Below are 24475 nucleotides of genomic sequence, written 5' to 3'. Positions count from 1 at the left end.
CGCGCTTGCGTGAAGAGCGCGTGTACAGCGCCGGCCGAGCCAATCATTGAATGCGAGGCGCAATGCGAGTTTCTAGAAAGACATCACATTTTGCCTGGATCGCATGAATCATGTTGCCGTCCACAATTGAAACCAGCATCGACCACAGGGGGAAAGATGATCGAGCTGGAGGTGCAGGTCCTCTCGGACCGCCGCGAAGGATTGCTGGTGGAGCTTGGCCGCGTGGTCGTGGCCAACGGATTCACCCTGGTGCGGCAACGCTTGTCCCAGGACAGCCGGGGAACCTGGCTGACCATGATCGTGCGCGGTCCCACCGACCGGCAGCTCGCGATGGAAGAGGCGCTGGCCACGCACAGCCGCGTGCTGAGCTTCGAAGCGGGCCTGGCCGAAGGCCGTCCGGCGATGGCGGCGATGGCGCAGGCGGCATCCGCGCCCGGGCCCGCGCCGCTGGCGCCGCCGGCTCCGCTGACGCAGAGCGCCGGCCCTGACGTGCACCAGGTGGAAAGCACGCTGCCGCAGCTGGCGCGCGACTATCCCAAGATCTATCCCTGGCTGCGCAATCTCGAGCACGCGGTGGCGGCCGATGCGCGCGAAGCCTCGCTGCACCTGGCCGGCCGCCGCACCGGCGCATGGGTGTACAAGCGCGAATACGCGATGGGCGCCAGGCTCACCCTGGTCGACGCGATCAAGCGCATCGCCGTGCCGGCGATGCGCGAGCTGGCCAGCGTGGACTGGCGCGACGGCCAGCTGCTGATCCAGAACAGCCCGCTGTGTTCGCCGGGCAGCCAGTCCGGCTGCCGTTTCTTCAGTGGCTATATCGAAGGCGTGCTCGGCGGATCCGTCGAGCCGCAGACCGTGTTCGTACGCAACCTGTTCTGCCGCAGCCACGGCGCGGCGAGCTGCATTCTCGAAATCTCGCACTGACGGACGTGCAGTAGGCAGGGGGGACCGGTCCCGGCCCGGACCCATGGCAGACACCCACGGCGCAGCCGCGCCGCAGGCGGGCTTTTTTTGAATTTCCACGCGACCGATTTCCGCACGAACCCGTTTCCACGCGAACCTAAGGAGAAATGCCATGGCTGCGCATCAAAGCTACAGCTGGATGCTGATCGTTCTTTCCTACCTGATCTCGGTGCTCGGTTCGTATACGGCGCTGCAACTGGCGGTCGGCATTCCGCTGGCGCAAAGCAGCCGCCAGCGCACCGCCGCCATCCTCGCCGCCGGTGCGGCGATGGGCGTGGGCGCGATCTGGGCGATGCATTTCATTGCCATGCTCGCCTGCGACATGGGCATGCCGGTCACCTACGACCTGGCGCGCACCTCGCTGTCGGCGGTGCTTGCGTTCGCGGCCTGCTCGATGGGCCTGGCCATCGCCGGCAGCGGCAGTTTCAGCTGGCCCAAGCTGGTGGCGGCCGGCGTGTGCATGGGCCTGGGCGTGGCCGGCATGCATTACCTCGGCATGGCGGCGGTGCTGATGGGCGCTTTCATCACCTACGACGTGAGCATCGTGGCGCTGTCCGTGCTGATCGCCATCGTCGCCTCGATCGCCGCGCTATGGCTGGCCTTCAATCTGCGCGGCATGGCGCAGATGGTCGGCAGTGCCCTGGTCATGGGCATCGCCGTGTGCGGCATGCACTACACCGGCATGGCCGCGGTGAATATCGAAGACAACGGCAGCCAGCTGCCCGCCGGCTATGCCGCCGGCCTGCGCGGCGACAACCTCGGCGTCAGCATCTTCGCCGTGGTGCTGGTGCTGCTGGTGGTGGTGCTGGTGCTCAACCATATGCGCCAGCGGCGGCGCGAGGCGATCACGATCTGAAAGCAGGGAACGGGGAATGGGGAGCGGGGATCAGGGGCGCTCGACCGACGCTCTTCCGTTCCCCGTTCCCCGTTCCCCGTTCCCCATCTATGCTTCGTCTCCCTTCCGGAGCACGACGCATGGCCAAGCCTCTCACCCGCTGCGCCTGGGCCGACGGCAGCGAGATCGAACGCGACTACCACGACAGCGAATGGGGCGTGCCGCTGCACGACGACCGCCTGCTGTTCGAATGCCTGATCCTGGAAGGCGCGCAGGCCGGCCTTTCGTGGCGCACGGTGCTGGTCAAGCGTGAGCGCTACCGCGAGGTGTTCCACAACTTCGAGATCGCGCGCGTGGCGGCGATGAAAGACCGCGAGCTGGAAAAGCTCATGCTCGATCCGGGCATCGTGCGCAACCGCCTCAAGCTCTCCGCCACGCGCGGCAATGCGCAGGCGGCGCTCAAGGTCATCGACGAAATGGGCAGCCTCGATGCGCTTTTATGGTCTTTCGTCGATGGCAAGCCGCTGAAGAACCGCTGGCGCGAACGCAGCGAGGTGCCGGCCAGCACGGCGGTGTCGGACCGCATGAGCAAGGACTTGAAAAAGCGCGGCTTCCGTTTCGTCGGCAGCACCATCTGCTACGCCTTCATGCAGGCCACCGGCATGGTGGACGACCACATCACCGGTTGTTTCCGCCACAACGCCAAATAATCAGCGCCGCCGCAGCTCTTGCTCCCTCTCCCCTCCGGGGAGAGGGCTGGGGTGAGGGGCCGGGCGGAGCGGTGCGCGGAGGGCCGCCACAAGCGCCAAAGTTTTTCTTCGCCCCGTAGAAGCGCCACCGCGAGCACCCGCCCTCATCTGCTGCGACCGAAGGGAGTCCCCGTGGGACCGGCATCTTCCTCGCTCCTCAACGCCGCGCACATCCATGTGCGCTCCCCGCGTGCTCCCCAGCGGGGAAGAGTTTCAGTAGGAGCGGTGACAAGAACAACCGGCGCGCTGCACTATGTCCGCTGCGTCACCGCCATGCCGGCGAGGTAATACCGATGTCCCCGCTCCAGCCCATCGTCCACGCGTTCTTCCACGCCGACACCCACACCTTCACCTACGTCGTCCACGAAGGCCGCTCCGCCGTGGTGATCGACCCGGTACTGGACTACGACGCGGCCGCCGCCCACGTGTCGAGCGCCTCGGCCGATGCCGTGATCGCTTATGTGCACGAACAGCGGCTAACGGTCGAATGGATCCTGGAAACCCATGCCCATGCCGATCACCTCAGCGCAGGCGACCACCTGCGCAATGCGTTCGGCGCGAAACTCGCCATCGGCGAAGGCATCGTGCGCGTGCAGTCGCGCTTCAAGGCGCTGTTCGGCCTGGGCGAGGAATTCGTGCCGGACGGCCGCCAGTTCGACCGCCTGCTGCGCGATGGCGACGCGCTGCATGCGGGCGTGATGGAGATCCGCGCCATGGCCACGCCGGGCCACACCGACGACGGGCTGACCTATCTGATCGGCGATGCGGCCTTCGTGGGCGACACGCTGTTCGCGCCGGAAACCGGCACCGCGCGCTGCGATTTCCCCGGCGGCGATGCCTCGCGCCTGTACGCGTCGATCCAGCGCATCCTCGCGCTGCCGCCGGAAACGCGGCTGTTCCTGTGCCACGACTATCCGCCCGCTTCGCGCGGCGCGGAGGCGCAGACCAGCATCCCCGCGCAGCGCCACGGCAACGTGCACGTGAAAGATGGCGCGACCGAAGCCTCCTTCGTCGCCCTGCGCACCGCGCGCGACGCCACGCTGCCCGTGCCGCGGCTGCTGCTGCCGGCGCTGCAGGTGAATATCCGCGGCGGCCGCCTGCCGCCACCGGACGAGGAAGGCGTGCGCTACCTGCGCCTGCCGCTCAACCGGTTCGGCGCCTAGCGGCGGCGCGAACCGCGCAGGCTGTCCACCGAGAAGCTGGCGATCTCGCCGCCGCCTTTCACGCGGCGCGACTGGCCGGTCGCCGGACCCCACGCATGCGCCGTCACCACCTCCCAGGTGGCCGGCACGCGTCCGTCGACGCGCATGCTTTCGTAGGCGTCCAGCATCTGGCGATAGTGCTTCTTGCCGGTCAGCCCGCGCTCGCGCGCGGTGTCGGCATTGGTGGCGCCCAGGCCCTGCAGTTCCTTCAGCAGCAGGCGCGGCTCGCTGTAGGTGAGGGTGTAGCGGTCCACGTCCAGCACCGGGTCGCGCAGGCCGGCGGCGATCATGGCGTCGCCCAGGTCGTGCATGTCCAGGAAGCGGCTCACGTGCGGCTGCTGGTCGGCCTGCGCCCAGGCCGCGCGCAGTTCCTTCAGCGTGTCGGGGCCGAAGGTGGAGAACAGCAGCAGGCCGCCGGGCTTGAGCACGCGCACGCATTCGCCGAACAGCGCCTGCAGGTCGTCGATCCACTGGAAGCACAGGTTGGAATGCAGCACGTCCACGCTGTGGTCAGGCAGCGGCAGCGCGGTGGCTTCCGCGCACACGCGCTGGAACGGCTTCAGCCAGCTCGCATGCTGCCTGGCCGCACGCAGCATCGGCAGCGCGAGATCGGTCGCCAGCACCTGCGCCTTGGCATAGCGCTTCTTCAGCAGCGCCGCGCCGCGGCCGGTGCCGGCGCCGACGTCGACCACCAGGGCCGGCGCTTCCAGATAGAAATCCAGCCGCTCGAACAGCAGGTTCTGCACCTCGCGCTGCAGCGCATCGTGCTGCTCGTAGGTGCGCGCCGCGCGGCCGAAGTTGCGGCGGACCTGGCGCCGGTCGATATGGAAGTCGCTCATCGCCAGCTGTCCAGCAAAGGGTTGAGGGCCTGCGCCACCGCCTCGGCGTGGCCGAAGAACGGTGCGTGGCCGGCGCGCGCGATCTCGTCGTAGCGGCCGCCGCATCGGGTGGACGACCACTGCATCGCCTGCGGATGCACCAGGCGGTCGCGGTGCCCGGCAATCCAGGCGCTGGGCACGGCCAGGTCCGGCAGGGCGGCGCGGCGGTCGGTGTCGTCCAGGATGCGGATGCCTTCCTGCAGCACGCGCAGGTCCGGCTCGCCACGCTCGAAAGCCAGCGCGCGCAGATGGCGCAGCTCGGCGCGCGGGTCCGCGCTGCCCATGGCTTCCAGCGCGAGAAAGCGCTCCAGCGTGGCGTGGTAGTCGGTTTCCAGGTCGGTGGCGAGCTGGCGCACCAGGGTGGGGTCGCTGCCGTAGGGCCAGCTGTCGTCGCGCACGAACTTGGGCGTGGCGCAGAGCATGGCCAGGCCGCGCACCTGGCGCGGGCGTTCCAGCGCGGCGGTGAGCGCGATCAGGCCGCCCAGCGACCAGCCCAGCCACAAAGCGGGCGGCGTCGCGTCGGCAATCGCCGCGGCGCAGGCCGAAGGCGCCAGCGGAATACCGCAGTCGCGCGAATGGCCATGGCCCGGCAGATCCACCACATAGACGGTGCAGCGCTGTTCCAGCGCCTCGGCCAGCGGCGCCATCACGCCGCCATGCATGGCCCAGCCGTGCAGCATCACCACCGGCACGGGACCCGCGCCGCGCACGTCCACGTGCAGGCTCATGCGTCCGCTCCGTCGCCGCCGATGGCGGAAGGAGCGAGTTCCTTGTCCACCGCGCCGCGTTCGTCGAACACGAAGCAGCCGCCGCGCCAGTAGGCGCCGTCGGTTTCCTCGAAATACTTCAGGATGCCGCCTTCGAGCTGGAACACGTTTGCCACGCCCATATCCTGCATATGCAGCGCCGCCTTTTCGCAGCGGATGCCGCCGGTGCAGTACGACACCACCGTGCGGCCCTCGAAGCGCGCGCGATCCGCGGCGACGGCTTCAGGGAAGGCGGTGAAGCTGGCGATGCGGTAATCCACGGCGTGCTCGAACCGGCCCACCTCCGTTTCGTAGTCGTTGCGCGTATCCAGCAGCACCACTTCGCGCCCGTCGTCGTCGCGGCCCTGTTCCAGCCAGCGCCGCAGCGTGGCCGGCGCCACCGACGGTGCGCGGCCGCCTTCGGGGCGGATCGTGGGCCGGCGCATGGTGATGATTTCCTTCTTCAGCCGCACGCGCATGCGGCCGAACGGCACGTCGTCGGACAACGACTCCTTCGGCGCGAGGTCGGCGAAGCGCGCGTCCTCGCGCAGCCAGGCCATGAACGCGTCCGTCGCTTCGCGCGGGCCGGCCAGGAACAGGTTGATCCCCTCCGGCGCCAGCAGGACGGTGCCTTTCAGCGACAGCGCCAGGCAGCGTTCGAGCACGCGCTCGCGCAGCGCCGGAAGGTCTTCCAGGCTGACGAATTTATAGGCGGAGAGATTGACGATCGGCATGAGGGATACGGCAGGTAGCGCGCCATTATAGCGGCGGGGTGGCTGCCTGGTCCGGCGCCAGGCCGGACAGGGCCTCCAGCAGCATGTCCACGTGCTCTTCCTCGTGGGCCGCCGACAGCGTGATGCGCAGGCGCGCCTTGCCGGCGGGCACGGTGGGCGGGCGGATCGCGCCGACCAGGAAGCCCACCTGCTCCAGCGCGCCGGCGGCGGCCATTGCCGTACCGGCCTCGCCCAGCAGCAGCGGCTGGATGGCGGTATCCGAGGGCATCAGGGGCAGGCCCAGCTGCCGTGCGCCGCCGCGGAAGCGGCGGATCAGCGCGGCCAGCTTCTGGCGCCGCCAGCTTTCCTCGCGCACCACGCGCACCGCGGCCAGCGCGGCGGCGGCGACGGCCGGCGGCATGGCGGTGGTGTAGACGTAGGTGCGCGCGGATTGCAGCAGGCCTTCGATCAGGCCCGCGGAACCGGCGACGAAGGCGCCATGGCAGCCCAGCGCCTTGCCCAGGGTCGCCATCAGCACGGGCACCTCGCGCTGGCCCAGCGCCAGCAGGCTGAGCGTGCCGGCGCCGTCGTCGCCGAGCACGCCCAGGCCATGCGCGTCGTCGACCATCAGGGTGGCGTCCTGCGCCTCGCACAGCTTCGCCAGTTCGCGCAGCGGGGCGAGGTCGCCGTCCATGCTGAACACGCCGTCGGTGGCAAGCAATGCGCCGGCCTCCGTGCGGCTGGCGAGCTGGCGCGCGGCGCCGTCGACGTCGTTGTGCGGATAGCGCTTCAGTTCCGCGCCGGCCAGCGCGGCGCCGTCGAGCAGGCAGGCGTGATTGAGCTTGTCCTGCACGCAGACGTCGCCCGCGCGCAGCAGCGCCTGCATCGCGCCGAGGTTGGCCATGTAGCCGGTGGAGAACAGCGCCACGCGCTCGCGGCCGGTCCAGTCGGCCAGCGCTTCTTCCAGCGCCGCGTGTTCGGCGCGATGGCCGCAGATCAGATGCGCGGCGGTGCTGCCCACGCCTTCGTCGTCCGCGGTGCGCTTGAACGCGGCGATCACCAGCGGATGCTGCGCCAGGCCCAGATAGTCGTTGCCGCAGAAACCGAGCAGGCGCTGCCCGCCGCTTTCCAGCCACGGGCCCTCGGCATGCTCGACGGTGCGCAGCCGGCGCAGCAGGCCGGACCGCGCGCGCTCCTGCGTGGCCTGCGCCAGGCGTGCGAGCAGGGAAGGGCGTGGCATGGCGCCGCGGTCAGGCCGCCGCGCTGCAGCCGCAAGCGCTGCCGCAGCTGCCTGCGCCGTAACCTTCCGAAGCGGCCGCGTCTTCCAGGATATCGGCGTGCACCGTGCCGGCTTCTTCCACCACTTGCAGCGGATGCAGGTCCAGGCGCTGGAACAGGCGGCGGTCGTGCTCCACGTCCGGGTTGCCGGTGGTGAGCAGCTTCTCGCCGTAGAAGATCGAGTTGGCGCCGGCGAAGAAGCACAGCGCCTGCACCGCGTCGTCCATCTGCTGGCGGCCGGCGGACAGGCGCACCATCGAGGCCGGCATCAGGATGCGCGCCACCGCAATGGTGCGCACGAATTCGAACGGATCCAGTGTCTCGGTACCTTCCAGCGGCGTGCCGGCCACTTGCACCAGCTGGTTGATCGGCACCGATTGCGGATGCTCCGGCAGGTTGGCCAGGGTCTGCAGCAGGCCGGCGCGCTGCGTGCGCGTCTCGCCCATGCCGACGATGCCGCCGCAGCAGGTCTTCAGGCCCACCGAGCGCACGTGTTCGAGCGTGTCGAGGCGGTCCTGGTAGTCGCGGGTGTGGATGATCTCGCCGTAGAACTCCGGCGCGGTGTCCAGGTTGTGGTTGTAGTAGTCCAGGCCGGCGCGCTTGAGCGCCTGCGCCTGGTTGCCGTCGAGCATGCCCAGGGTGGCGCAGGTTTCCAGGCCCAGCGCCTTCACCGCCGAGACGATCTCGGCCACCTTGGCCACGTCGCGGTCCTTCGGGCTGCGCCAGGCCGCGCCCATGCAGAAGCGGCTGGCGCCGGCGTCCTTGGCCGCCTGCGCGCGCGCCACCACGGCATCCACGCTCATCAGCTTTTGCGCCTTCACCCCGGTGTCGTAGCGCGCCGCCTGCGGGCAGTAGGCGCAGTCCTCCGGGCAGCCGCCGGTCTTGATCGACAGCAGGGTGGAGACCTGCACGGCGTTGGGGTCGTGGTGCTCGCGATGCAGCGAGTGCGCGCGGTGCAGCAGCTCGTTGAACGGCAGCGCGAACAGCGCGGCGACCTCGTCGCGGGTCCAGTCGTGGCGGAGAGCTTGAGTCATGGGGATGGCTCTGGCGGGGAAGGGCGACAGTCTGGCAGCGCCGCGGCGTCTGTCAACCGAAACAGTGGTAATGAGGTTGACGATGCGGGGACGTATGGCCCGGTGCTCGTCATTCCGGCGCAGGCCGGACGAGCGCGTAGCGCGAAGAACGCCCGCAGGGCGGCCCCGAAGGGGTGAGCGAAGCGAATCATCCAGTAACGACAATGCCTGGTTGTCGCTGGGATGCCAGAGCAGGCCTTTGGATGCAGTCACTCCATATGGCACCCCGCTACTGGATTCCGGCCTGCGCCGGAATGACGAGCCCTAAGCTACGATCGCCCTAGTCAGCCCATCCAGGAGCCCATGCATGACCACCGGACAAGGCAGTACGGGCAATGTGCTCGCCGCTATCTGCAGCTTCTTCATCCCTGGCCTCGGCCAGCTGGTGCAGGGGCGCCTGCTGATCGCCATCGTGATGTTCGTGCTGGCCGGCGTGCTGTGGATCGTATGGCTGGGGTGGATCATCCACCTGTGGTCGATTCTGGATGCGGCGATGTTCAAGCCGAAGGCCTGAGGCCGGCCGGATGCGCATGGAGGCGCCGGTTCGTCTGCTCCAGCGCGGGCTCGATCGCCTGCACGCCACGGTGCTGCCATGGCGCTGCCTGCTGTGCGGCGCTGCGGGTGCGCCGGGCATGGACCTGTGCACCGCCTGCGCGAAGGACATGCCGCGCAATCATTCCTGCTGCGCGCGCTGCGCCTTGCCGCTGCCGGTCGCGGCCGCCGCTTGCGGACAATGCCTGCGCCGGCTGCCGCCGTGGGAGGCGGCCTGGGCGCCGTTCCGTTATGGCTGGCCGCTGGACCGGTTGGAAACGCGCTTCAAGTTCGGCGACGACCTTGCCGCCGGCCGCACGCTGGCGGCGCTGTGGCGCGGCGAGCCGGTCCCGTCCGAACGGCCGGCCCTGATCGTGCCGGTGCCGCTGCACCGCTCGCGCCTGCGCCGGCGCGGCTACAACCAGGCGCTGGAGCTGGCGCGTCCGCTGGCGGCGATGCTGGGCCTTGCGCAGGGACCCGACGTGCTTGTGCGCACCCGCGACACCTCCGCCCAGACCGAACTGGATCGCACCGCCCGCCGCCGCAACGTGCGCGGCGCGTTCCGGCTGCGCGCGGGCGCCGTGCTGCCCGATCACGTCGCCCTGTTCGACGACGTGATGACCACCGGCGCCACCCTGGCCGAATGCGCGCGCGTGCTGAAGCGAGCCGGCGTGCGGCGGGTGGATGCGTGGGCGTTGGCCCGCGCACCGGCGCGCTGAAACCACCGATGGAGAAAAGACATGCTGTATTCGCAGGTGCTCGCCGGCCTTCGTAGCCACGACGGCGGCTGGACCGCCGAGGTCCCGGCAAGCTGGGCGCAGGGCCGCACCATCTTCGGTGGCCTGCAAGCGGCGCTGGCCGTGCGCGCGATGCGCGACCTGGTGCCGCAGGCGGTGCCCTTGCGCGTATTGCAGGCAAGTTTTATCGCGCCGATCGCACCGGGACCGGTGCGGATCGAAGCGAACGTATTGCGCCGAGGCAAATCGGTGACGCAGATCGAAGCACGCGTGCTCGATCAGGGCCAGACCGCCTGCCTGCTGTTCGGCGTGTTCGGCGAGGCGCGCGCATCGGTGCTCGACATCAAACCGCCGCGGCCCGTTCTGCCGCCGGCTGAAGCCGCCAAGCCATTCACCTATGTCGAAGGCATCGCTCCAGCTTTCACGCAGCATGTGGCGACGCGCTGGCTCGGCGGCGTGTCGATCTTCCAAGGCAGGGAGGAGCCGCGAACCGGCATCTACGTCGGCTTTCGCGACGAACCCTATGCAGGCCCCGGCGCCCTGGGCGAAGCGCAGATCATCGGCTACGCCGACATCGTTCCCACACCCGGCTTGTCGATGCTGAAACAGCCGACCATGGCCAGCTCGCTCACCTGGACGCTGGAACTGCTGTCGGACGACTTCGGCCCGGCCCGCGAAGGCCTGTGGCTGATGGATACCGAAGTCACCGCGGGCAGCCACGGCTATCTCAACCAGAGCGCCACCTTGTGGAGTCCCGAGGGGGAGGCGGTGGCGTTGAGCCGGCAGAGCGTGGTGGTGTTTGGGTGAGTGGCTGGCGTCCCCTGGATCCTGGCTGAAATGATCGAGCAAACCTGAACGGGCAAGGATAAAAATACGAAATTAAATTGCATTGAAAGCGCATCCAATGTAATTTAATTGGTATGGCTAAGCGCACTCCCCCCAGCCACCCCGCCGCCCAGCGTGCGATCAAGGCGCTAGGCCAGCGCCTGCGCGCCGCGCGCCTGCGCCGGAAAATGACTCAGGCGGTGATGGCCGAGCGTGTGGGCGTGAGTGTTCCTACGCTGGCCAAGCTCGAGGATGGCGATCCGTCGACCAGCCTCGCCACCATGTTTCGCGTTCTGTCCGTGCTCAACCTGGCGGCGGACCTGGACAAGCTTGCCGCTGACGACAAGCTGGGGCGCGAACTTCAGGATGCATTGCTCGCTCCACCGCGCCCCAGCGGCCGCCGCACGGCCAAGGCCGTGCCGCCGGAGCGGAGCAAGTGATGAACGATCTGGACGTCCGGCTCGACGATGCAAGCCTCGGCGGCAGCGCGCTGGTCGGTCACCTGCAGCGAAGCATCAACCGCGGCCGTCAGGTCATCGGCTTCGAATATGCGGAGGGCTGGATCGCCGGCACTGGCGATATCGCTCCGTTCGATCTCGATCACCAGTTGCTCGCGGGGCCGGGGCGTCTCTACGCACGGGCGGGCGCCAATCGACTTTCCCCTGCATTCCAGGATGCATCGCCCGACCGCTGGGGCTGCATGCTGATCGAGCGGCGCGAGCGGATCCGATCGCGCCAGCGCGGTGAAGCGCCGCGCGTGCTGAGCGACTGGGACTACCTTGCAGGTGTCAGCGATGAAACCCGCATGGGCGCCCTGCGGCTCTTCAGTCCGGATACGCAGCAGTTCGTGGATGCGGATCGCTTGCAGGCGCCGCCCATCGCGGAGCTGCGCGAACTCGAAGCGATCACGGCCGAAGTAGAGCGCAACGACGACGACGACACGCCCGAGCGCATCGAATGGCTGATGCACCTGGCCGCTGCCGGCTCGGCGCTCGGCGGGGCTCGCCCCAAGGCGGCCGTGCGCGACGTCGACGGCTCGTTATGGCTGGCAAAGTTTCCTTCGAATGACGATCGCCATGACATCGGCCTGTGGGAATTCATTACCTATCGGCTTGCGTGTGCGGCTGGTATCGATATGCCTGACGCGCGCGTCATGCAGTTCTCGGATCGCGGCCACACCTATCTTGTCCGCCGCTTCGACCGCCAGGGCGATTCGCGCCGCGCCTATGCCTCCGCGCTGACGTTGACGGATCTCGATCAGAGCGACGGTGCTTCGTACCTCGACATCGTGCAGGCCATCGAGAACAACGGCGTCGCAAACCATATCGGCTCCGACCTTGAACAGCTATGCCGGCGCGTGCTCTTCACGATCCTTATCGGCAACCGCGACGATCACCTGCGCAACCACGGCTTCCTGCGCGAAGGCAACGGCTGGCGCCTGTCGCCGGCCTTCGACATCAACCCCAATCCCGAAAAAGATGCGCATGTCCTGGCGATCGATGATGTCGATCCGACTTCGGACAGCGCTTTATGGAAGAGCACCGCGGACTTCTATCGCGTCTCCAGAAAGCGGCTCGAAGCGATCGAGCGAGAAGTGCGCCAATCGGTGGCGGCGTGGCGCGACGTCGCCGCTGACGCTGGTGCCTCGCGTCGCGAGATAACGCGCATGTCGGCGGTCATCGACGCAACTCGCTGACGCTCGCTTGTCCGCCCGTAACCTGCGGGGCTCATCCTGGCGAAATCAGCGCGTGGGATTCAGGTAGATCGGATTCCCCACCAGCAATGCCTTGCCGGCCGCATCCCGCACCTCCACCCGCAGCCAATGCGCCTTGCCATCGCTGTTCCAGCTGAACTTGCGGTGCAGGTCGTCCGTGTCGACCTGTGCCGCGACGGCAGGCGCGAACGGCTTGCCGTCGAGCAGCACGGCGAGGCTGGCGCCCTTCGCATGGGCGACGTGCACATCGAACGAGGCAGTGCCATTCGCTGGCACGCGCAGGGCGTCGCCCATGCTGGCCTTGGCGCCATCGGCTTCGCCGCTCAGTTCCAGCACGCGGTCGCGGCTGCCTTCGGTGTCGATGAACACGTGCCCGGCGCGGATGCCATCCAGGATCGCCGGCATCGACAGCTCCCGCGCATACACCACGGTGGCCGGCACGCCGGTCGGATTGGTGCCGATGCGCGCCTCGTGCTGGAACGCCTCGTGGTTGTCGCTGCCGCCGATGGCGGTGAGGCGGTAGCCCTTGGCCAGCTGCGATTCCCAGAACGGCAGGCCGGAAATCGGCGTGCCGATATCGCTGCCGTTCACCGCTTCCACCGCCTGCACCAGGCTCATATCCACCGGCGGCTTGGCCGTCCATCCGCAGCCCATGCATACCTCGCCGCTGGGGCGGATGGCGTGGTTGATGGAGATCACGCCATGCAACGGTGCGATGGCCTTCAGCAGTGCATTCCAGTCCGGCACCTCCTTGCTGCCGACGCGGAAATCCACCAGCGCCGTGGTGCCGAACAGGTTGGCGTGGCCGGTGAAGGTGGTGACTTCGCGCCCGGGGATCAGCAGCAGCTGGTCGAAGTAGGGCTGCAGCTCGCGCATCGCATTGGCGTGCGACACGGTGTTGTGGTCGGTGATGGCGATAAAGTCGAGTCCGCGCTGCGCGGCGGCCTGCACGGTGAAGAACAGCGGGCAGGGCACGCGTTCGCCGCTCTGGTTCTTGCAGCCGCCGTCGCTGTGCGCCGTATGCATATGCAGGTCGCCGCGATACCAGCCGGCTTCCTTGCGCAGCGGCGGATTAAGCACGGCGGGTTCCCATGCCGGGTCGCTGGCGTGGCCGAACCAGATGTTGGCGGTGTAGTTGCTGTGGCTTTCCTTGCGGATATTCGGAATGCCAAGCAGCAGTTGCCAGCGGCCGGGGCGGATCGCGCCGGGGAGATAGGACGGCGTGGCATCGGTAGCCGACACGGTGAACAGCTTCCTGGTGCCGCCGCTCCAGCCGCGGAAGCCGTCCTGGCCGCGGAAACCGTCGGGGCCGAGCAGGCCCAGGTCTACCGCCGTCTTCTCCTCGCGGCCGCTGTAGTCGAACTGCACGGTGATGCGGGTGGTGCCGGCCGGCACGTCGAACGGCAGCGTGCGGTAGGTCTGGTGATCCTTGCCGGCCAGTTCGCCATGCAATACCACATCGGGTTTTTCGACCTCCGCCGCGTGCGTGGCGAACGGTAGCGCGCAGGCGAGCAGCAGGGACAGGGAACGGAACAGGCGGATCTTCATGGCTTGGCGGAACCTTTTTGAGCATGCAGCCGGGAGCCGGGCCGGCGCCCGGCTCCGCAGCCTCAGAAGCGATACATGATCGCCGCACGATACGCGCGGCCCAGGATCGGACGCGCGATAAACGTGTTGGCGCCGGCATCCGCGCTGGCCAGCTCGCCCGCGCGCGGGTTGCCCTCGGTCAGGCCCAGCGAGTTGGTGATGTTGTCCGCGTAGAAGAACAGCGAGCACATCGGCGAGATGTCGTAGCGCGCGCTGGCGCTCCACACGTCGTACGAAGGCAGCTTCACCGAGTTGGCGGTATCCACGTAGCGCTGGCCTTCGTACTCGTAGGCCAGCTGCAGGCGCAGCTTGCCGCCCAGCAGGTTCACACCCGGCACCACGCGATAGCTCTGCTTGGGCACGCGGATCAGCTGGTTGCCTTCGTAATCGCGCAGCACCGGCGCGCCGGCCACCAGCTCGGTATAGCGCAGGCCCTTATATTGCGGGTCCTGCAGGGTGGCGGTGACCTGCACGTCGAACCAGTCCACCGGATACCAGGTGCCTTCCAGCTCCAGGCCCTTGGTCTTGGTGTCGGCATAGCCCTGCTGGGTGGTGGAGGTATTGCCGTTGGGATTGAACACGTAGTTGCTGAAGCCGACGTTGTTGTATTTGGTGTAGAACGCGGTGGCGTACAGGTCGAGCTGGCGGTCGGTGTACTTGTAGCCGACTTCGCCCAGCTTCATGGTCTGGGTCACCGGCACGGCGGTGGGGTTGGTGATGTAGGTGCTCAAGTTAGGCAGGCGGAAGGTCGGCGTCCAGCGCGCGAACACACCCGAGCGCGGCGAGAACTGCCAGTTGGCGCCCAGGGTCCAGCCCAGCTTGTTGAAGGTGTGGTCCCACGGCACGTACTGGCCGGTGCCGGTGATGATCTGCGAGGTGGCCGGCGTGCCCAGGTTCACCGTCTGCTTGGTCTCGGTCTTGCCGCGGGTGTTGACCTGTTCCCAGCGCACGCTGCCGTCGATGCGCAGCTCGTCGTTCACCTGCCACTCGTCGGACAGATAAAACGCGTTGGTGGTCGAGGTGCCGGTAGCGTTCTCCCATTCGTAGCCGTAGCGCGAGATGCCGTGGTCGGTGAGCGTGGAAACCGGCTGGCCGGCCGCGTTCACCGCCACCAGGTCGAGCAGGCGCGCATTGTTGGTGGCGTCCAGCAGGGCCACCGAGGAGTAGCGGCTGAAGTCCTGGTCGAAGCGCGCGTAGTAGTAGCCGAAGGTGACGTCGTGGGTCTGGCCGCCGAGGTCGAACTTGCGCAACAGGCGCGTGTCGTTGATGAACTCCTTCACCGGCATGGTCACGCCGCGCAGGCCGCCCAGCACCACCAGGCCGTTGCCGTTCTGGCTGGCGTTGTCGAACACCTGGCCAGGGTTGTCCGCGTAGCGCAGCTGCAGCCCGGCGGCGCCGGCCGGCTTCTGGCTGGCCACCGAGGCGAGGTACTTGGTGGCGCTCATCAGCGAGTTGGGGAACACGCCGTTGCGCTGGGTATGGGTGTCGTCGTAGCGCAGCGACTCGGCCAGCTTCCAGCCGCCGCCCAGTTCGTAATCGAACTTCAGGGTCAGCTGGTCGCGCTTCACATGCGTGCCTTCGCTGTTGTCGAAGTTGTACAGGCCGCCATTGCCCATCTTCATCAGCACGTGCTCGGTCTCGGGACCGGCCAGCGTGCCGTAGTTGCCGTCGAAGCCTGGCACCGCGCGGATATCGCCGTTCGCGGTGGTGCGCATCGGGATGCCCAGGTACAGCGCCACCTTGTCGTCCAGGTGCTTGACGTCGGCGCTGAAGCTGCCGCCTTCGAAGTCGCGCGCCAGGTTCAGGCGGATCTGGCCGCCGTCGTTGGCATTGAACTTGGGGTCGCGGATGCCGCTGTCGGTGCGGTAGAAGCCGCCCGCGCTCAGCTTCCAGCCATTGCCCACCGGCGTGCCGACCCAGAAGTCGCCGCGGGTCAGGCCGTAGTCGCCGACGGTGAACTTCAGCAGGCCCTCGGCCTTGTCGCCCACCTTGCGCGGAATGAAGTTGATCGCGCCGGCCGGCGCGTTCGAATAGAACACCGAGGACGGGCCGCCGCGCACCACTTCGATGCGCTCGATCGTCTCGTCCAGGCGGAAGGCCTGGTCGGCATTGAGATAGCCCAGCGCCGGATCGTGCTGCACCGGCACGCCATCCTCCAGCAGGTTGACCGAGCCGAAGCCGTCCACCGGGATGCCGCGCGCGCGGATATTGCCGCTGGCCTCGCCGCCGGAGGCTTCCACCCAGAAGCCCGGCACGGACTTCATCGCCTCGGTCACCGAGGTCGGCGCCTGCATGCGCAGGCGGTCCTCGTCGATGGTGGTGATGGAATAGCTGGTCTCGGCCTTGGTGCGCGTCTCCACGCCCGAGCGGGCGGTGACCACGATGCCGTCGAGGTTCTTGGCGCGGTCGGCGGCGGGCTTGCTGTTGTCGCCGGTGGAAGCGTTGCTGTCCTGCGCGCCGGCGTGCGGCGCGAAGGAGCAGAGCAGGCCGCCCAGCAGGGCCAGGCCGATGGCGTGGCTGATCGATGTGGTGCGCAACGTCGTGACTCCGGGGAAGAGGGAATGACGGAGCCTTGCGTACGGACAACCGCAGCACGATCGACACCGTGTGCTGATCCCATGGGATCGCACCATTGGGATCGCACTGAGTATCGTGTGAAGGCTTCCCTGGCCCGGACACAGGCTCTGACGCGGCGCAAGTTAAAGCGGCGCTGTGACAGCGAAGCTCAGGGGGGATGACGGCCAGCCGACAGCTTGGGTTTAGACGTCCAAAACTGTCATGAAAACGTTGTGTAACGAGTCATGGAGGGGCGGATGACCGCCCCTCTGCCTATGTACCCGGATCAATGAGCGTTGCAGGGTTCGTGCGCGGCGGCGGTTGCCGGTGCGTGAGCGCGGCGCCGGCGCAGCAGGACGAACGACGCCGCGGCCAACGCCAAAGTCAACGCCGCCAGGCCAACCAGCAAGCCGCCGAACGCACCGCTGTAGCCATGCAGCAAGGCGTCGCGGCCGATCGCCGGAGCCACCCTGGCCGCGTGCGCCATGCTGCCGGTGGCAAGGCTCGCGGCCGCCGCCACCGCCTGCTCGTGCGGCGCCGCCGCCAGTTGCGTTTCGATCAGGCCCGTCAGCGCCGTGCCCACCGCCGCCATCGCGATCGCCTCGCCCGCCACGCGCGTGGTGGTGAAGAAACCGGTGGCCATGCCGGCGCGCTCCTTCGGCACCACGCTCACCGCGAGATCGTCCATCAAGCCCCAGGGCAGGCCGGAGCCGGCGCCGATCAGCAGCAGCGGCCACAGCAGCGCATGCCAATCCGCACCGGGCACGGCGGCCGTACGCAACCAGAACAGGCCGGCGGCGGCGAGGCCCAGGCCCAGCGCGGAGAGCAGGCCTGCCGAAAGCCAGCGCGTCAGCAGCGCACCGGCGAACGGCACCACCAGCATCGGCACCGACAACGGGATCATCAGCAGGCCGGCCGCCACTTCGCTGCGCCCTTCCACGCCGACGAAACGCAGCGGCAGGAAGATCAGCAGCACCACGTAGCACAGCGCCGTGGCCAGCGGCAGCGCCTGCGCGCCGAGGAAGCGCGGGTTGCGGAACAGCGACAGGTCCAGCATCGGCCGCGGCACGCGGCGTTCCACGTAGACGAACAGCGCGAGCATGGCGGCCGCCGCGCCCACCAGCAGCAGCGGCAGATAGCCGTTCGCATGGCGCGGCGCTTCGATGATGCCGAAGGTGAGCAGCACCAGCGCCGCGGTAAAGCTCAGGCTGCCCGGCAGGTCCAGCCCTTGCGCACCGGGGTCGCGGGTTTCGCGCATGCGCGGCACGCCGACCAGCAGCACCAGGACGCCGATGGCCGCGGTGGACAGGAACACCGCGCGCCAGCCCAGGGAGTCGATCAGCCACGCCGACAACAGCGGCCCGAAGGCCAGGCCCAGGCCGAACGTGGTGCCGAGCAGGCTGTACGCCCGCGTGCGCGCATGGCCTTCGAACTCCTGCGCCAGCGACGCCGCGCCGGCCGACATGGTGAGCGCCGCCGCGATGCCCTGCGCGGCGCGGCCCAGATCCAGCCAGCACAGGTTGCGCGACAGCGCGAGCAGCACCGACAAGCCGGTGAACAAGCCGATGCCGAGCGTGAAGATGCGCTTGCGCCCGTACTGGTCGGCCAGGGCGCCGGCCGCCATCACGCTGCCGCCGAAGGCGAGGATGAAGGCATTCACCGCCCACGACAGCAGGCGCGGGTCGCTGCCCAGCGCCTGTCCGATCGCCGGCAGCGCAATGGCCGGGCCGGTAAAGCTCAGCGGCATGCCCAGGCCGGCCAGGCACACCGCCGCCAGGACCAGCAGGCGGTCGCGCAGGCTGTGCGGCTTGGCGGAAGCGGCGCCGTCAGGCATTGGCGCCACCGTCCACCGTAAACGCCGCGCCGGTGGCGAAGCGGCCTTCCTCGCTGGCCAGCCAGGCCACCATGCCGGCGATATTCGAAGCATCGCCGTAGCGGGGGATCGCCATGCGGGTGCGCTGCCCGTCGGCACGCTCGCCGTCGGCAGGGTTCATGTCGGTGTTGGTGGAACCGGGCTGCACCAGGTTCACCGTGATGCCGCGCGCGCCGAGATCGCGCGCCAGCCCCTTGGTAAAGGCCGACAGCGCCGACTTGCTCATCGAATACAGCGTCATGCCCGGCGACGGCACGCTATCGGCCAGGCAGCTGCCGATGCTGATGATGCGCCCGCCTTCGCCCAGGTGCCGCGCCGCTGCCTGCGAGGCGACGAACACCGCGCGCACGTTCACCGCCATGGTGCGCTCGTAGTCCTCCAGCGTGGTTTCCTCGAACACGCCGCCGAGGAAAATGCCGGCATTGTTGACCAGGATGTCCAGCCGGCCGAAGTCGGCGGCGGCCTGATCCACCGTGGCGCGCAGCGCCGCCGGATCGGCCGCGTCCGCCTGATAAGCGCGCGCCTTGCCACCGGCCGCTTCGATCTCGCGCACCAGCGCCTGCGCCTTGTCCGGCGAGCTCACATAGGTAAACGCCACCGCCGCGCCATCCCGCGCCAGCCGCTGCACGATCGCCGCACCGATCCCGCGCGAACCGCCCGTCACCAGGGCCACCTTGCCGTTGAGAGTGCTCATGCTCGTGCTGCCTTTTATGTAGTAGTCGATACATAAATAGGAGCAGCCCTTGACGGGAACTGTCAAGGACTTTATGTATTGACCGCTACAGAAAGGTGCTTCCGATGACGGCTGTGACAAAAGAGCGGGGCCGCCCGCGCAAATTCGACCGCGACCAGGTCCTGCGCCTGGCCATGGAGGTCTTCCTCGACCGCGGCTACGACGGCGCCTCGGTGGGCGACCTCACCACCGCCATGGGCATCAACGCCCCCAGCCTCTACGCCGCCTTCGGCTGCAAGGAAGCCCTGTTCCGCGAAGCCCTGGACCTGTACGTAACCTCCGCCGGCCCCCGCACCCGCGACGAACTCCACAAGCGCGACGTCACCGCCCGCGAAGCCATCCAAGCCATGCTCCGCGAAGCCGCCCGCCGCTTCGGCGAAGGCCGCGGCTGCCTGGTGGTACTGGGCGCGACGCATCGCACTACCGAAAACGAGGCGGTGTTCCACGACCTGGCCGAACGCCGCAACGAGACCCAGTCGCTGATCCGCCGCCGCTTGAAGCAGGGTGTGGCTGACGGTGACGTGCCGTCCAAGGTCGACATCAGCACCGTTGCCGCCTTCTACGCCACGGTCCTCAACGGCCTTTCCCTTCAGGCGCGCGACGGCGCGTCACGCAAGCAGCTGATGGGGGTGGTGGATTGTGCGATGAAGGCTTGGGTGGGGCTGGTTGGGGCGACTTGAGCGCTCCCTCGTCTTCGCTCCGCCCGACCCCTCACCCTGCCCTCTCCCCGGAGGGGAGAGGGGTGAAGTGGTGAGGTAGGCAGGAACGAAGAGCGAAAGCTGGCCTCGGTTCTTGAAAGTCCTCTCGGCCACGGCACGTTGAAGCAGCCGTTACGTAAACGCACTGATGTTTCGTGTAGACCCAGGTTAATCAAGTTACCGCAGCCGCCCACTGCTCCTTCTAGTCGCGTCGCGAGCCTTGGCTCTTAGGCCATTCTCTCTTTGGTTACTTTCTCTTTGGGCCAGCAAAGAGAAAGTGACCCGGGCGCCGGCAGGCGCACGGAATGCCCGCTGCATAAGCGGCCCATTCGCGATAACGCGAAAACCAAGCGATACGGAAACTGGATCCCGGCCTACGCCGGGATGACGAGTAGGGAGACCTACGCCAGGATGACGAGCAAGTCGTAACGCCTACTTGACCGCCAGCGCCAGCACAATCCCCACCCACAAAACCATCCCCAACCAGTTGTTATTGCGAAACGCCCAAAGGCAAGCCCCGCGATCCCGCGTACGAATCCGCCACAACTGCCACCCAAACAACCCGGCCGCGCCAACCAACCCCAGCCAATACACCCACCCCAACACCGCCCGCTGCCCCACAAACACCATCGACAACAAAAACGTCCCCATCAGAATGCCCAGGATCGGCAGATCCGCATCCCCAAACAAAATGGCGGTGGACTTGGCCCCAGCCCTCAAATCGTCATCCCGATCCACCATCGCATACTGCGTGTCGTAAACCACCGACCACAGAATATTGGCGATAAACAGCAGCCACCCCAGCGGCGGCACCGTTCCCGCCACCGCCGCAAACGCCATCGGAATCGACCACCCGAACGCCGCCCCCAACACCACCTGCGGCATATACGTATACCGCTTCGTAAACGGATACAGCGCCGCCAGCGCCGCCCCGGCAAACGACAACTTGATCGTCAGCGCATTCGTAAACAGCACCAGCAGAAACGAAAACACCAACAGCGCAGCGAACACGATCAACGCCTCCCGCGGCGTCACCCGCCCCGCCGCAATCGGCCGCCCCGCCGTACGCTCCACCTGCGGGTCGAGCTTCCGGTCCGCATAGTCATTGATGGCGCACCCCGCCGCCCGCATGGCGAACACACCCAGGGTAAAGATCACCAGCGCCTTCACCGGCGGAAAATCGCCCGCCGCCAGCCACAACGCCCACCAGGTCGGCCACAGCAGCAGCAGCGCCCCGATCGGCCGGTCCATGCGGGTCAGCACCAGGTAATCGCGGGCCTTCTCGCGGTAATGCGGCGGCAGCCGCTGCAGCAGCACGTCCAGCACGCGGGTGGCGCGGGTGGAGCTGTCGGCCGGCCGGGCCGGCGGAGCGGCGGCGGGGCGCGGGCGCGCCGAGCCGGAGGAGGTAACGCGCCGCTGGCGCTTGCGGGATGTCGGAGCCATGCGCCGAAGTTTAGCCTGGGCCGTCGCCGAGGTTGGCGTGGCGAGCGCCCTGAAACGCCGTTGTCATCGACATCGTCACACCGGCGCGCATACTCTCACGCGTCGCCCGAGGAGCCGCCATGCCCAAGGCCATCAGCCACATCGCATTGATCGTGCACGACCCGGACCAGACCGCCCGCCTGTTCTCCGCGGTCTTCCCCGACGCCCGCATCCTGGTGTCCGAACCCGACGACAGCCATCACCAGGAAGCCCACGTGGAACTGGCCGGGGTGCGCTTCGTGCTGGTCAAGGGCATGGGCCCGGCCACCCGCCATGGCGACCATATCGCCCTGGCGGTGGACCCGGCCGAGCTGCGCGCCTGCGCCGAGCGCCTGAACGTGCTGAAGATCGAGTACCAGCTGGCGCGCGGCGATGGCGCGCTGTACTTCAGCGACTACGACAACCACGTATTCGAGCTGGATGCCACTTGAGGCGTAGGTTGGGGTGAGCCGCAGGCGAACCCCAACGTGGCGAGGCGCCTGAAGGTGCGAGTGTTGGGGTTCGCCTGCGGCTCACCCCAACCTACGCCAAGGTGCGGGTTGACGTCCCAAGGTGCTGGGTTGACGTCGCCTTAGAACTTGAAATCCAGCCGCGCGTAGTAATACCCGCCGTTCACGCCAAACGGCAGCGTCTCCCAGCCATACACGAAGCCCAGCTGCGGGAACGGCGCGCCCGTCTTCGGATTCCACTTGTCCGGATAAGTGTCGAACACGTTGTCCGCGCCCACCGTCAGCTTCAGGTTGCGCGAGAAGCGGTAGCCCACCGCCATGTCGGCCAGCCACTTGCCGCTCCAGGTCTGGATCACGCCGGGCGTGAAGCCCTGGCCGCTGACCTGGCCGAAGTAGTTGCCGCGCAGGGTGAAGTCCCACGGGCCGGTGCGGTAGATGCCCTGCAGGATGTGGTGCACGCGCGGCTGGCCCTGCTCGATCAGGGTCACCTGGGTGTCGTCGAACAGTTTGTCCGGCGGCAGGATGGCGGACTGCGACTTGCGCTTGGTGACGTCGGTCTTGTTGTAGTTGAGCAGGGCGGTCAGGTCGAGGGTGGAGCTGTCGTCGAAGCGGAAGCCTTTCTCCGCCACCACGTCGATGCCCTTGGTGCGCGTGTCGATCGCGTTGGTGAAGAACAGCACCTGGCCCACGCCGAACGGCTGCAGGATGCCACGGATCGGGCAGTTGGCATTGTTCGCCGCGCAGGCATTGCCGTCGGTGCCCACGCTCTCCGGCACGATATTGCTGGAGAAGATGATGCGGTTCTTGATGTCGATGCGGAACACGTCGACGGTCAGCGTGATGTCGTTGCCGGGCTTGTAGACGATGCCCGCGGTGCCGCTGTGCGAGGTCTCCTGCTTCAGCGGCTGGATGCCGAAGGCGCGCGTCACGGCGCTGTTCTGCCGCGCGGTGAGCGTGTCGGTCAGCGTGCCGCTGGGATCGAGGTTGGTGGAGCGCTGGCTGTAGAACAGCTGCTGTACGCCCGGCGCGCGGAAGCCGGTGGCCAGGGTGCCGCGCACGGCGAAGCTGTCGTTGGCGTCGAAGCGCAGCGAGAGCTTGCCGGTGGTGGTGCCGCCGAAGTCCGAGTAATGCTCGTGGCGCACGGCGGCGCCGAGCAGCACGCGCTCGGTCACCTGCGATTCGGCATCGGCATAGAACGCGATGTTGTGGCGCGCCTGGTTCACCGCTTCCGACGGCGAGAAGCCGGGGAAGCCCTGCATGCCGGGCTGCGCGATGTCGCCGGTCTGGCCGTAGATGGGAATCGCGCGGTTGTCGGTGCGGCCGTACATGTACGACACCGGATCGCCCGGCAGGATCTGGTAGCTGTCGCGCCGCCATTCGAAGCCGAAGGCGAGATTGAGCGCATCGTGGCCGATGCCCCAGTCGATCGGGCCGCGCACGTCGGCATTGAAGGTGGTCTCGTTGAGCCGCAGCGTGCCGGTGTCGGCCGAGGTGGGCGAGGCGCCGTAGATGCCGGCGGCGGGATTGGCCGGGTCGCGCGGTTCGTACCACCAGCTCACGTTCGCCGAATTGCGCTCGTCGAAGCCGAACTGGCTGCGGCCGTGGATCAGCGAGATGTCGTAGTCCCACTTGTCGGCCAGCGGCCCGCGATAACCCACCGCCAGCGACGCGTCCTTCACGTTGGTGGCGATGTTCGGCAGGAAGCCATTGGGATACAGCGACGGAATGGTGCGGTTGTCGCCGGCCGGACGGAAGAAGCCGTACGAATTGCCTTTGCGCTGCGAGATGCCGCCGAACCAGTACAGCTCGCCGCCGGCGATCGGCAGGCCGCCGTTGAGCCAGAAGTAGGCGTCCTTGGTGTCGGCGTCGCCGAGCTTCTGCGTTACGCGTGGCGGGCTCACGCGCAGCGAATCCGGGCCGGCCCGATTGGTGGGATCGCGATGGCGGTATTCCGCGGTGAGATTGAGATAGCCGTCCTGGCCCAGGCGGAATCCGGTATTGATGCCGCCCTGGCGCGTGAAACCATCGCCCTTGTAGGTCTGGCCGGCGGTGACCGAGCCGTCGGTCTGGCCCACCTGCTTCTTCAGCACGATATTGATCACGCCGGAGATCGCATCCGAACCGTACTGCGCCGCTGCGCCGTCGCGCAGTACTTCGATGCGTTCGATCGCGGAGATCGGAATGGCATTGATGTCGGTGCCGGCGGAACCGCGGCCGATGGTCTGCTGCACGTTCACCAGCGCCTGCTGGTGCCTGCGCTTGCCGTTGACCAGCACCAGCACCTGGTCGGGGCCGAGGCCGCGCAAGGTGGCCGGACGGATGGTGTCGGTGCCGTCGCTGACGAAGGTGCGCGAGAAGTTGAAGCTCGGCTCCAGCATCTGCAGCGCCTGGCCCACTTCGACCACGCCGGCGTTCTCCAGCTGCTCGCGGCCGATCACGTCGACCGGTGCCGGTGTCTCCGCCGCGGTGCGGTCCTTGGCGCGCGAGCCGACGACCTGCACGCCTTCGAGTGTTTTGGCTTTCTGCTGGTCGGCCGGCGCGCTGTCCTGCGCGTTGGCCGCCAGCGCCATCGATAATCCAAGCATGGCCAGGCTGCATTGGCGCGCACTGACCCAGACGCGTCCTTGCGGACGCGACACATAACGACGTGACATGCACTTCTCCCGATGAAGTCGCGCGAGGCGACAACGTGGCAGCACGCATGAACATGCGACTGCCGCCTCCCGGGTCCGAACGTGCGCTGCAGGAAAATTCGTGTCAAGCGTAATTATCCCCAAAGCGCGAACGGCATCATCAAATGCGTAGACGATGCGGCGTATGCGATATCGCGCTTCACGTGCTCGTGACGTATTG

Annotated in this window: 22 protein-coding genes; 11 read left to right on the top strand and 11 right to left on the bottom strand. The window is 67.8% G+C overall.

The annotated features are described in order from the left end of the window. Positions 1-156 precede the first annotated feature (156 nt). The 4 genes from FHW85_RS16665 to FHW85_RS16650 all read left to right on the top strand — a co-directional run bounded on the left by FHW85_RS16665 (position 157) and on the right by FHW85_RS16650 (position 3710). Positions 157-924: a hypothetical protein gene (locus FHW85_RS16665; RefSeq protein WP_168648994.1), complete on the top strand. Its 768-nt coding sequence runs from the start codon at positions 157-159 to the stop codon at positions 922-924. A gap of 151 nt (positions 925-1075) precedes the next feature. Beyond that, complete coding sequence (locus FHW85_RS16660) at positions 1076-1819, top strand: MHYT domain-containing protein (RefSeq protein ID WP_167254807.1); 744 nt, start codon at positions 1076-1078, stop codon at positions 1817-1819. 119 nt (positions 1820-1938) lie between these two features. Beyond that, positions 1939-2508, top strand: a complete 570-nt coding sequence (locus FHW85_RS16655; RefSeq protein ID WP_168648993.1) for a DNA-3-methyladenine glycosylase I — start codon at positions 1939-1941, stop codon at positions 2506-2508. 332 nt (positions 2509-2840) lie between these two features. Further along, positions 2841-3710: an MBL fold metallo-hydrolase gene (locus FHW85_RS16650; RefSeq protein ID WP_168648992.1), complete on the top strand. Its 870-nt coding sequence runs from the start codon at positions 2841-2843 to the stop codon at positions 3708-3710. Here the strand turns inward: FHW85_RS16650 and bioC are convergent. The 5 genes from bioC to bioB are packed head-to-tail and all read right to left on the bottom strand — an operon-like array spanning position 3707 to position 8398. After that, the gene (gene bioC, locus FHW85_RS16645; protein ID WP_167254810.1) at positions 3707-4588 is read right to left on the bottom strand and encodes a malonyl-ACP O-methyltransferase BioC; all 882 of its coding nucleotides are present in this window, start codon (positions 4586-4588) and stop codon (positions 3707-3709) included. The two genes, FHW85_RS16650 and bioC, sit on opposite strands and share 4 nt — an antisense overlap. Then, positions 4585-5355 (bottom strand): pimeloyl-ACP methyl ester esterase BioH, encoded by a 771-nt coding sequence (bioH, locus tag FHW85_RS16640; RefSeq protein WP_168648991.1) that lies wholly within the window; start codon positions 5353-5355, stop codon positions 4585-4587. The genes bioC and bioH overlap by 4 nt, the downstream gene beginning before the upstream one ends. Beyond that, on the bottom strand, positions 5352-6107 hold the full coding sequence (locus FHW85_RS16635; RefSeq protein ID WP_168648990.1) for a sulfurtransferase: 756 nt from the start codon (positions 6105-6107) through the stop codon (positions 5352-5354). Before FHW85_RS16635 ends, bioH begins: the two co-directional genes overlap by 4 nt. Before the next feature lie 25 nt (positions 6108-6132). Further along, positions 6133-7326, bottom strand: coding sequence for an 8-amino-7-oxononanoate synthase (gene bioF / locus FHW85_RS16630; protein WP_168648989.1), 1194 nt, complete (start codon positions 7324-7326; stop codon positions 6133-6135). 10 nt (positions 7327-7336) lie between these two features. Then, entirely contained in the window at positions 7337-8398 is a 1062-nt protein-coding gene (gene bioB, locus FHW85_RS16625) for a biotin synthase BioB (RefSeq protein ID WP_168648988.1), read from the bottom strand. A 346-nt stretch (positions 8399-8744) separates the two neighbouring features. Here bioB and FHW85_RS16620 point away from each other — a divergent pair, with 346 nt between their 5' ends. The 5 genes from FHW85_RS16620 to FHW85_RS16600 all read left to right on the top strand — a co-directional run bounded on the left by FHW85_RS16620 (position 8745) and on the right by FHW85_RS16600 (position 12226). Then, the gene (locus FHW85_RS16620; RefSeq protein WP_167254818.1) at positions 8745-8951 is read left to right on the top strand and encodes a hypothetical protein; all 207 of its coding nucleotides are present in this window, start codon (positions 8745-8747) and stop codon (positions 8949-8951) included. 16 nt (positions 8952-8967) lie between these two features. Beyond that, a complete protein-coding gene (locus FHW85_RS16615; protein ID WP_168648987.1) occupies positions 8968-9687 on the top strand; it encodes a ComF family protein in 720 nt (239 codons plus the stop codon). A gap of 21 nt (positions 9688-9708) precedes the next feature. Next, positions 9709-10512: a thioesterase family protein gene (locus FHW85_RS16610; protein ID WP_168648986.1), complete on the top strand. Its 804-nt coding sequence runs from the start codon at positions 9709-9711 to the stop codon at positions 10510-10512. 113 nt (positions 10513-10625) lie between these two features. Then, complete coding sequence (locus tag FHW85_RS16605; protein WP_167254824.1) at positions 10626-10970, top strand: helix-turn-helix transcriptional regulator; 345 nt, start codon at positions 10626-10628, stop codon at positions 10968-10970. Then, entirely contained in the window at positions 10970-12226 is a 1257-nt protein-coding gene (locus tag FHW85_RS16600; protein ID WP_168648985.1) for a HipA domain-containing protein, read from the top strand. The genes FHW85_RS16605 and FHW85_RS16600 overlap by 1 nt, the downstream gene beginning before the upstream one ends. Positions 12227-12271: 45 nt before the next feature. On the opposite strand, the gene FHW85_RS16595 is transcribed toward FHW85_RS16600, so the two are convergent. The 4 genes from FHW85_RS16595 to FHW85_RS16580 all read right to left on the bottom strand — a co-directional run bounded on the left by FHW85_RS16595 (position 12272) and on the right by FHW85_RS16580 (position 18954). After that, positions 12272-13792 carry a CehA/McbA family metallohydrolase gene (locus FHW85_RS16595; RefSeq protein ID WP_168648984.1) on the bottom strand — a complete coding sequence of 507 codons (1521 nt, stop codon included), beginning with the start codon at positions 13790-13792 and terminating at the stop codon, positions 12272-12274. A 62-nt stretch (positions 13793-13854) separates the two neighbouring features. After that, complete coding sequence (locus FHW85_RS16590) at positions 13855-16368, bottom strand: TonB-dependent receptor (RefSeq protein ID WP_246866796.1); 2514 nt, start codon at positions 16366-16368, stop codon at positions 13855-13857. Positions 16369-16673: 305 nt separating this feature from the next. Then, positions 16674-18221, bottom strand: a complete 1548-nt coding sequence (locus tag FHW85_RS16585) for an MFS transporter (RefSeq protein ID WP_168648983.1) — start codon at positions 18219-18221, stop codon at positions 16674-16676. Further along, a complete protein-coding gene (locus tag FHW85_RS16580) occupies positions 18214-18954 on the bottom strand; it encodes a 3-oxoacyl-ACP reductase family protein (RefSeq protein WP_168648982.1) in 741 nt (246 codons plus the stop codon). The genes FHW85_RS16585 and FHW85_RS16580 overlap by 8 nt, the downstream gene beginning before the upstream one ends. Positions 18955-19058: 104 nt before the next feature. Between FHW85_RS16580 and FHW85_RS16575 the strand changes: the two genes are divergently transcribed. Beyond that, complete coding sequence (locus FHW85_RS16575; RefSeq protein WP_167254834.1) at positions 19059-19673, top strand: TetR/AcrR family transcriptional regulator; 615 nt, start codon at positions 19059-19061, stop codon at positions 19671-19673. A 450-nt stretch (positions 19674-20123) separates the two neighbouring features. Here the strand turns inward: FHW85_RS16575 and ubiA are convergent, their stop codons facing one another. Next, positions 20124-21017: a 4-hydroxybenzoate octaprenyltransferase gene (ubiA, locus tag FHW85_RS16570; protein WP_343203710.1), complete on the bottom strand. Its 894-nt coding sequence runs from the start codon at positions 21015-21017 to the stop codon at positions 20124-20126. 236 nt (positions 21018-21253) lie between these two features. On the opposite strand from ubiA, the gene FHW85_RS16565 reads away from it, so the two are divergent. Further along, complete coding sequence (locus tag FHW85_RS16565; RefSeq protein ID WP_168648980.1) at positions 21254-21604, top strand: hypothetical protein; 351 nt, start codon at positions 21254-21256, stop codon at positions 21602-21604. A 140-nt stretch (positions 21605-21744) separates the two neighbouring features. Here the strand turns inward: FHW85_RS16565 and FHW85_RS16560 are convergent, their stop codons facing one another. Next, positions 21745-24276, bottom strand: a complete 2532-nt coding sequence (locus tag FHW85_RS16560) for a TonB-dependent receptor (RefSeq protein ID WP_210427830.1) — start codon at positions 24274-24276, stop codon at positions 21745-21747. Positions 24277-24475 lie beyond the last annotated feature (199 nt).

The sequence above is a fragment of the Dyella sp. SG609 genome (assembly GCF_012275375.1).
GTDB classification, from domain to species: domain Bacteria; phylum Pseudomonadota; class Gammaproteobacteria; order Xanthomonadales; family Rhodanobacteraceae; genus Dyella_D; species Dyella_D marensis.
This window is presented reverse-complemented; position numbering and strand designations above follow the sequence as displayed.

Bases quoted from the DNA above. Each gene is read 5' to 3' on its own strand.
- FHW85_RS16665 (WP_168648994.1), top strand. From the start codon at position 157: ATGATCGAGCTGGAGGTGCAGGTCCTCTCGGACCGCCGCGAAGGATTG.
- FHW85_RS16660 (WP_167254807.1), top strand. From the start codon at position 1,076: ATGGCTGCGCATCAAAGCTACAGCTGGATGCTGATCGTTCTTTCCTAC.
- FHW85_RS16655 (WP_168648993.1), top strand. From the start codon at position 1,939: ATGGCCAAGCCTCTCACCCGCTGCGCCTGGGCCGACGGCAGCGAGATC.
- FHW85_RS16650 (WP_168648992.1), top strand. From the start codon at position 2,841: ATGTCCCCGCTCCAGCCCATCGTCCACGCGTTCTTCCACGCCGACACC.
- bioC (WP_167254810.1), bottom strand. From the start codon at position 4,588: ATGAGCGACTTCCATATCGACCGGCGCCAGGTCCGCCGCAACTTCGGC.
- bioH (WP_168648991.1), bottom strand. From the start codon at position 5,355: ATGAGCCTGCACGTGGACGTGCGCGGCGCGGGTCCCGTGCCGGTGGTG.
- FHW85_RS16635 (WP_168648990.1), bottom strand. From the start codon at position 6,107: ATGCCGATCGTCAATCTCTCCGCCTATAAATTCGTCAGCCTGGAAGAC.
- bioF (WP_168648989.1), bottom strand. From the start codon at position 7,326: ATGCCACGCCCTTCCCTGCTCGCACGCCTGGCGCAGGCCACGCAGGAG.
- bioB (WP_168648988.1), bottom strand. From the start codon at position 8,398: ATGACTCAAGCTCTCCGCCACGACTGGACCCGCGACGAGGTCGCCGCG.
- FHW85_RS16620 (WP_167254818.1), top strand. From the start codon at position 8,745: ATGACCACCGGACAAGGCAGTACGGGCAATGTGCTCGCCGCTATCTGC.
- FHW85_RS16615 (WP_168648987.1), top strand. From the start codon at position 8,968: ATGGAGGCGCCGGTTCGTCTGCTCCAGCGCGGGCTCGATCGCCTGCAC.
- FHW85_RS16610 (WP_168648986.1), top strand. From the start codon at position 9,709: ATGCTGTATTCGCAGGTGCTCGCCGGCCTTCGTAGCCACGACGGCGGC.
- FHW85_RS16605 (WP_167254824.1), top strand. From the start codon at position 10,626: ATGGCTAAGCGCACTCCCCCCAGCCACCCCGCCGCCCAGCGTGCGATC.
- FHW85_RS16600 (WP_168648985.1), top strand. From the start codon at position 10,970: ATGAACGATCTGGACGTCCGGCTCGACGATGCAAGCCTCGGCGGCAGC.
- FHW85_RS16595 (WP_168648984.1), bottom strand. From the start codon at position 13,792: ATGAAGATCCGCCTGTTCCGTTCCCTGTCCCTGCTGCTCGCCTGCGCG.
- FHW85_RS16585 (WP_168648983.1), bottom strand. From the start codon at position 18,221: ATGCCTGACGGCGCCGCTTCCGCCAAGCCGCACAGCCTGCGCGACCGC.
- FHW85_RS16580 (WP_168648982.1), bottom strand. From the start codon at position 18,954: ATGAGCACTCTCAACGGCAAGGTGGCCCTGGTGACGGGCGGTTCGCGC.
- FHW85_RS16575 (WP_167254834.1), top strand. From the start codon at position 19,059: ATGACGGCTGTGACAAAAGAGCGGGGCCGCCCGCGCAAATTCGACCGC.
- FHW85_RS16565 (WP_168648980.1), top strand. From the start codon at position 21,254: ATGCCCAAGGCCATCAGCCACATCGCATTGATCGTGCACGACCCGGAC.
- FHW85_RS16560 (WP_210427830.1), bottom strand. From the start codon at position 24,276: ATGTCACGTCGTTATGTGTCGCGTCCGCAAGGACGCGTCTGGGTCAGT.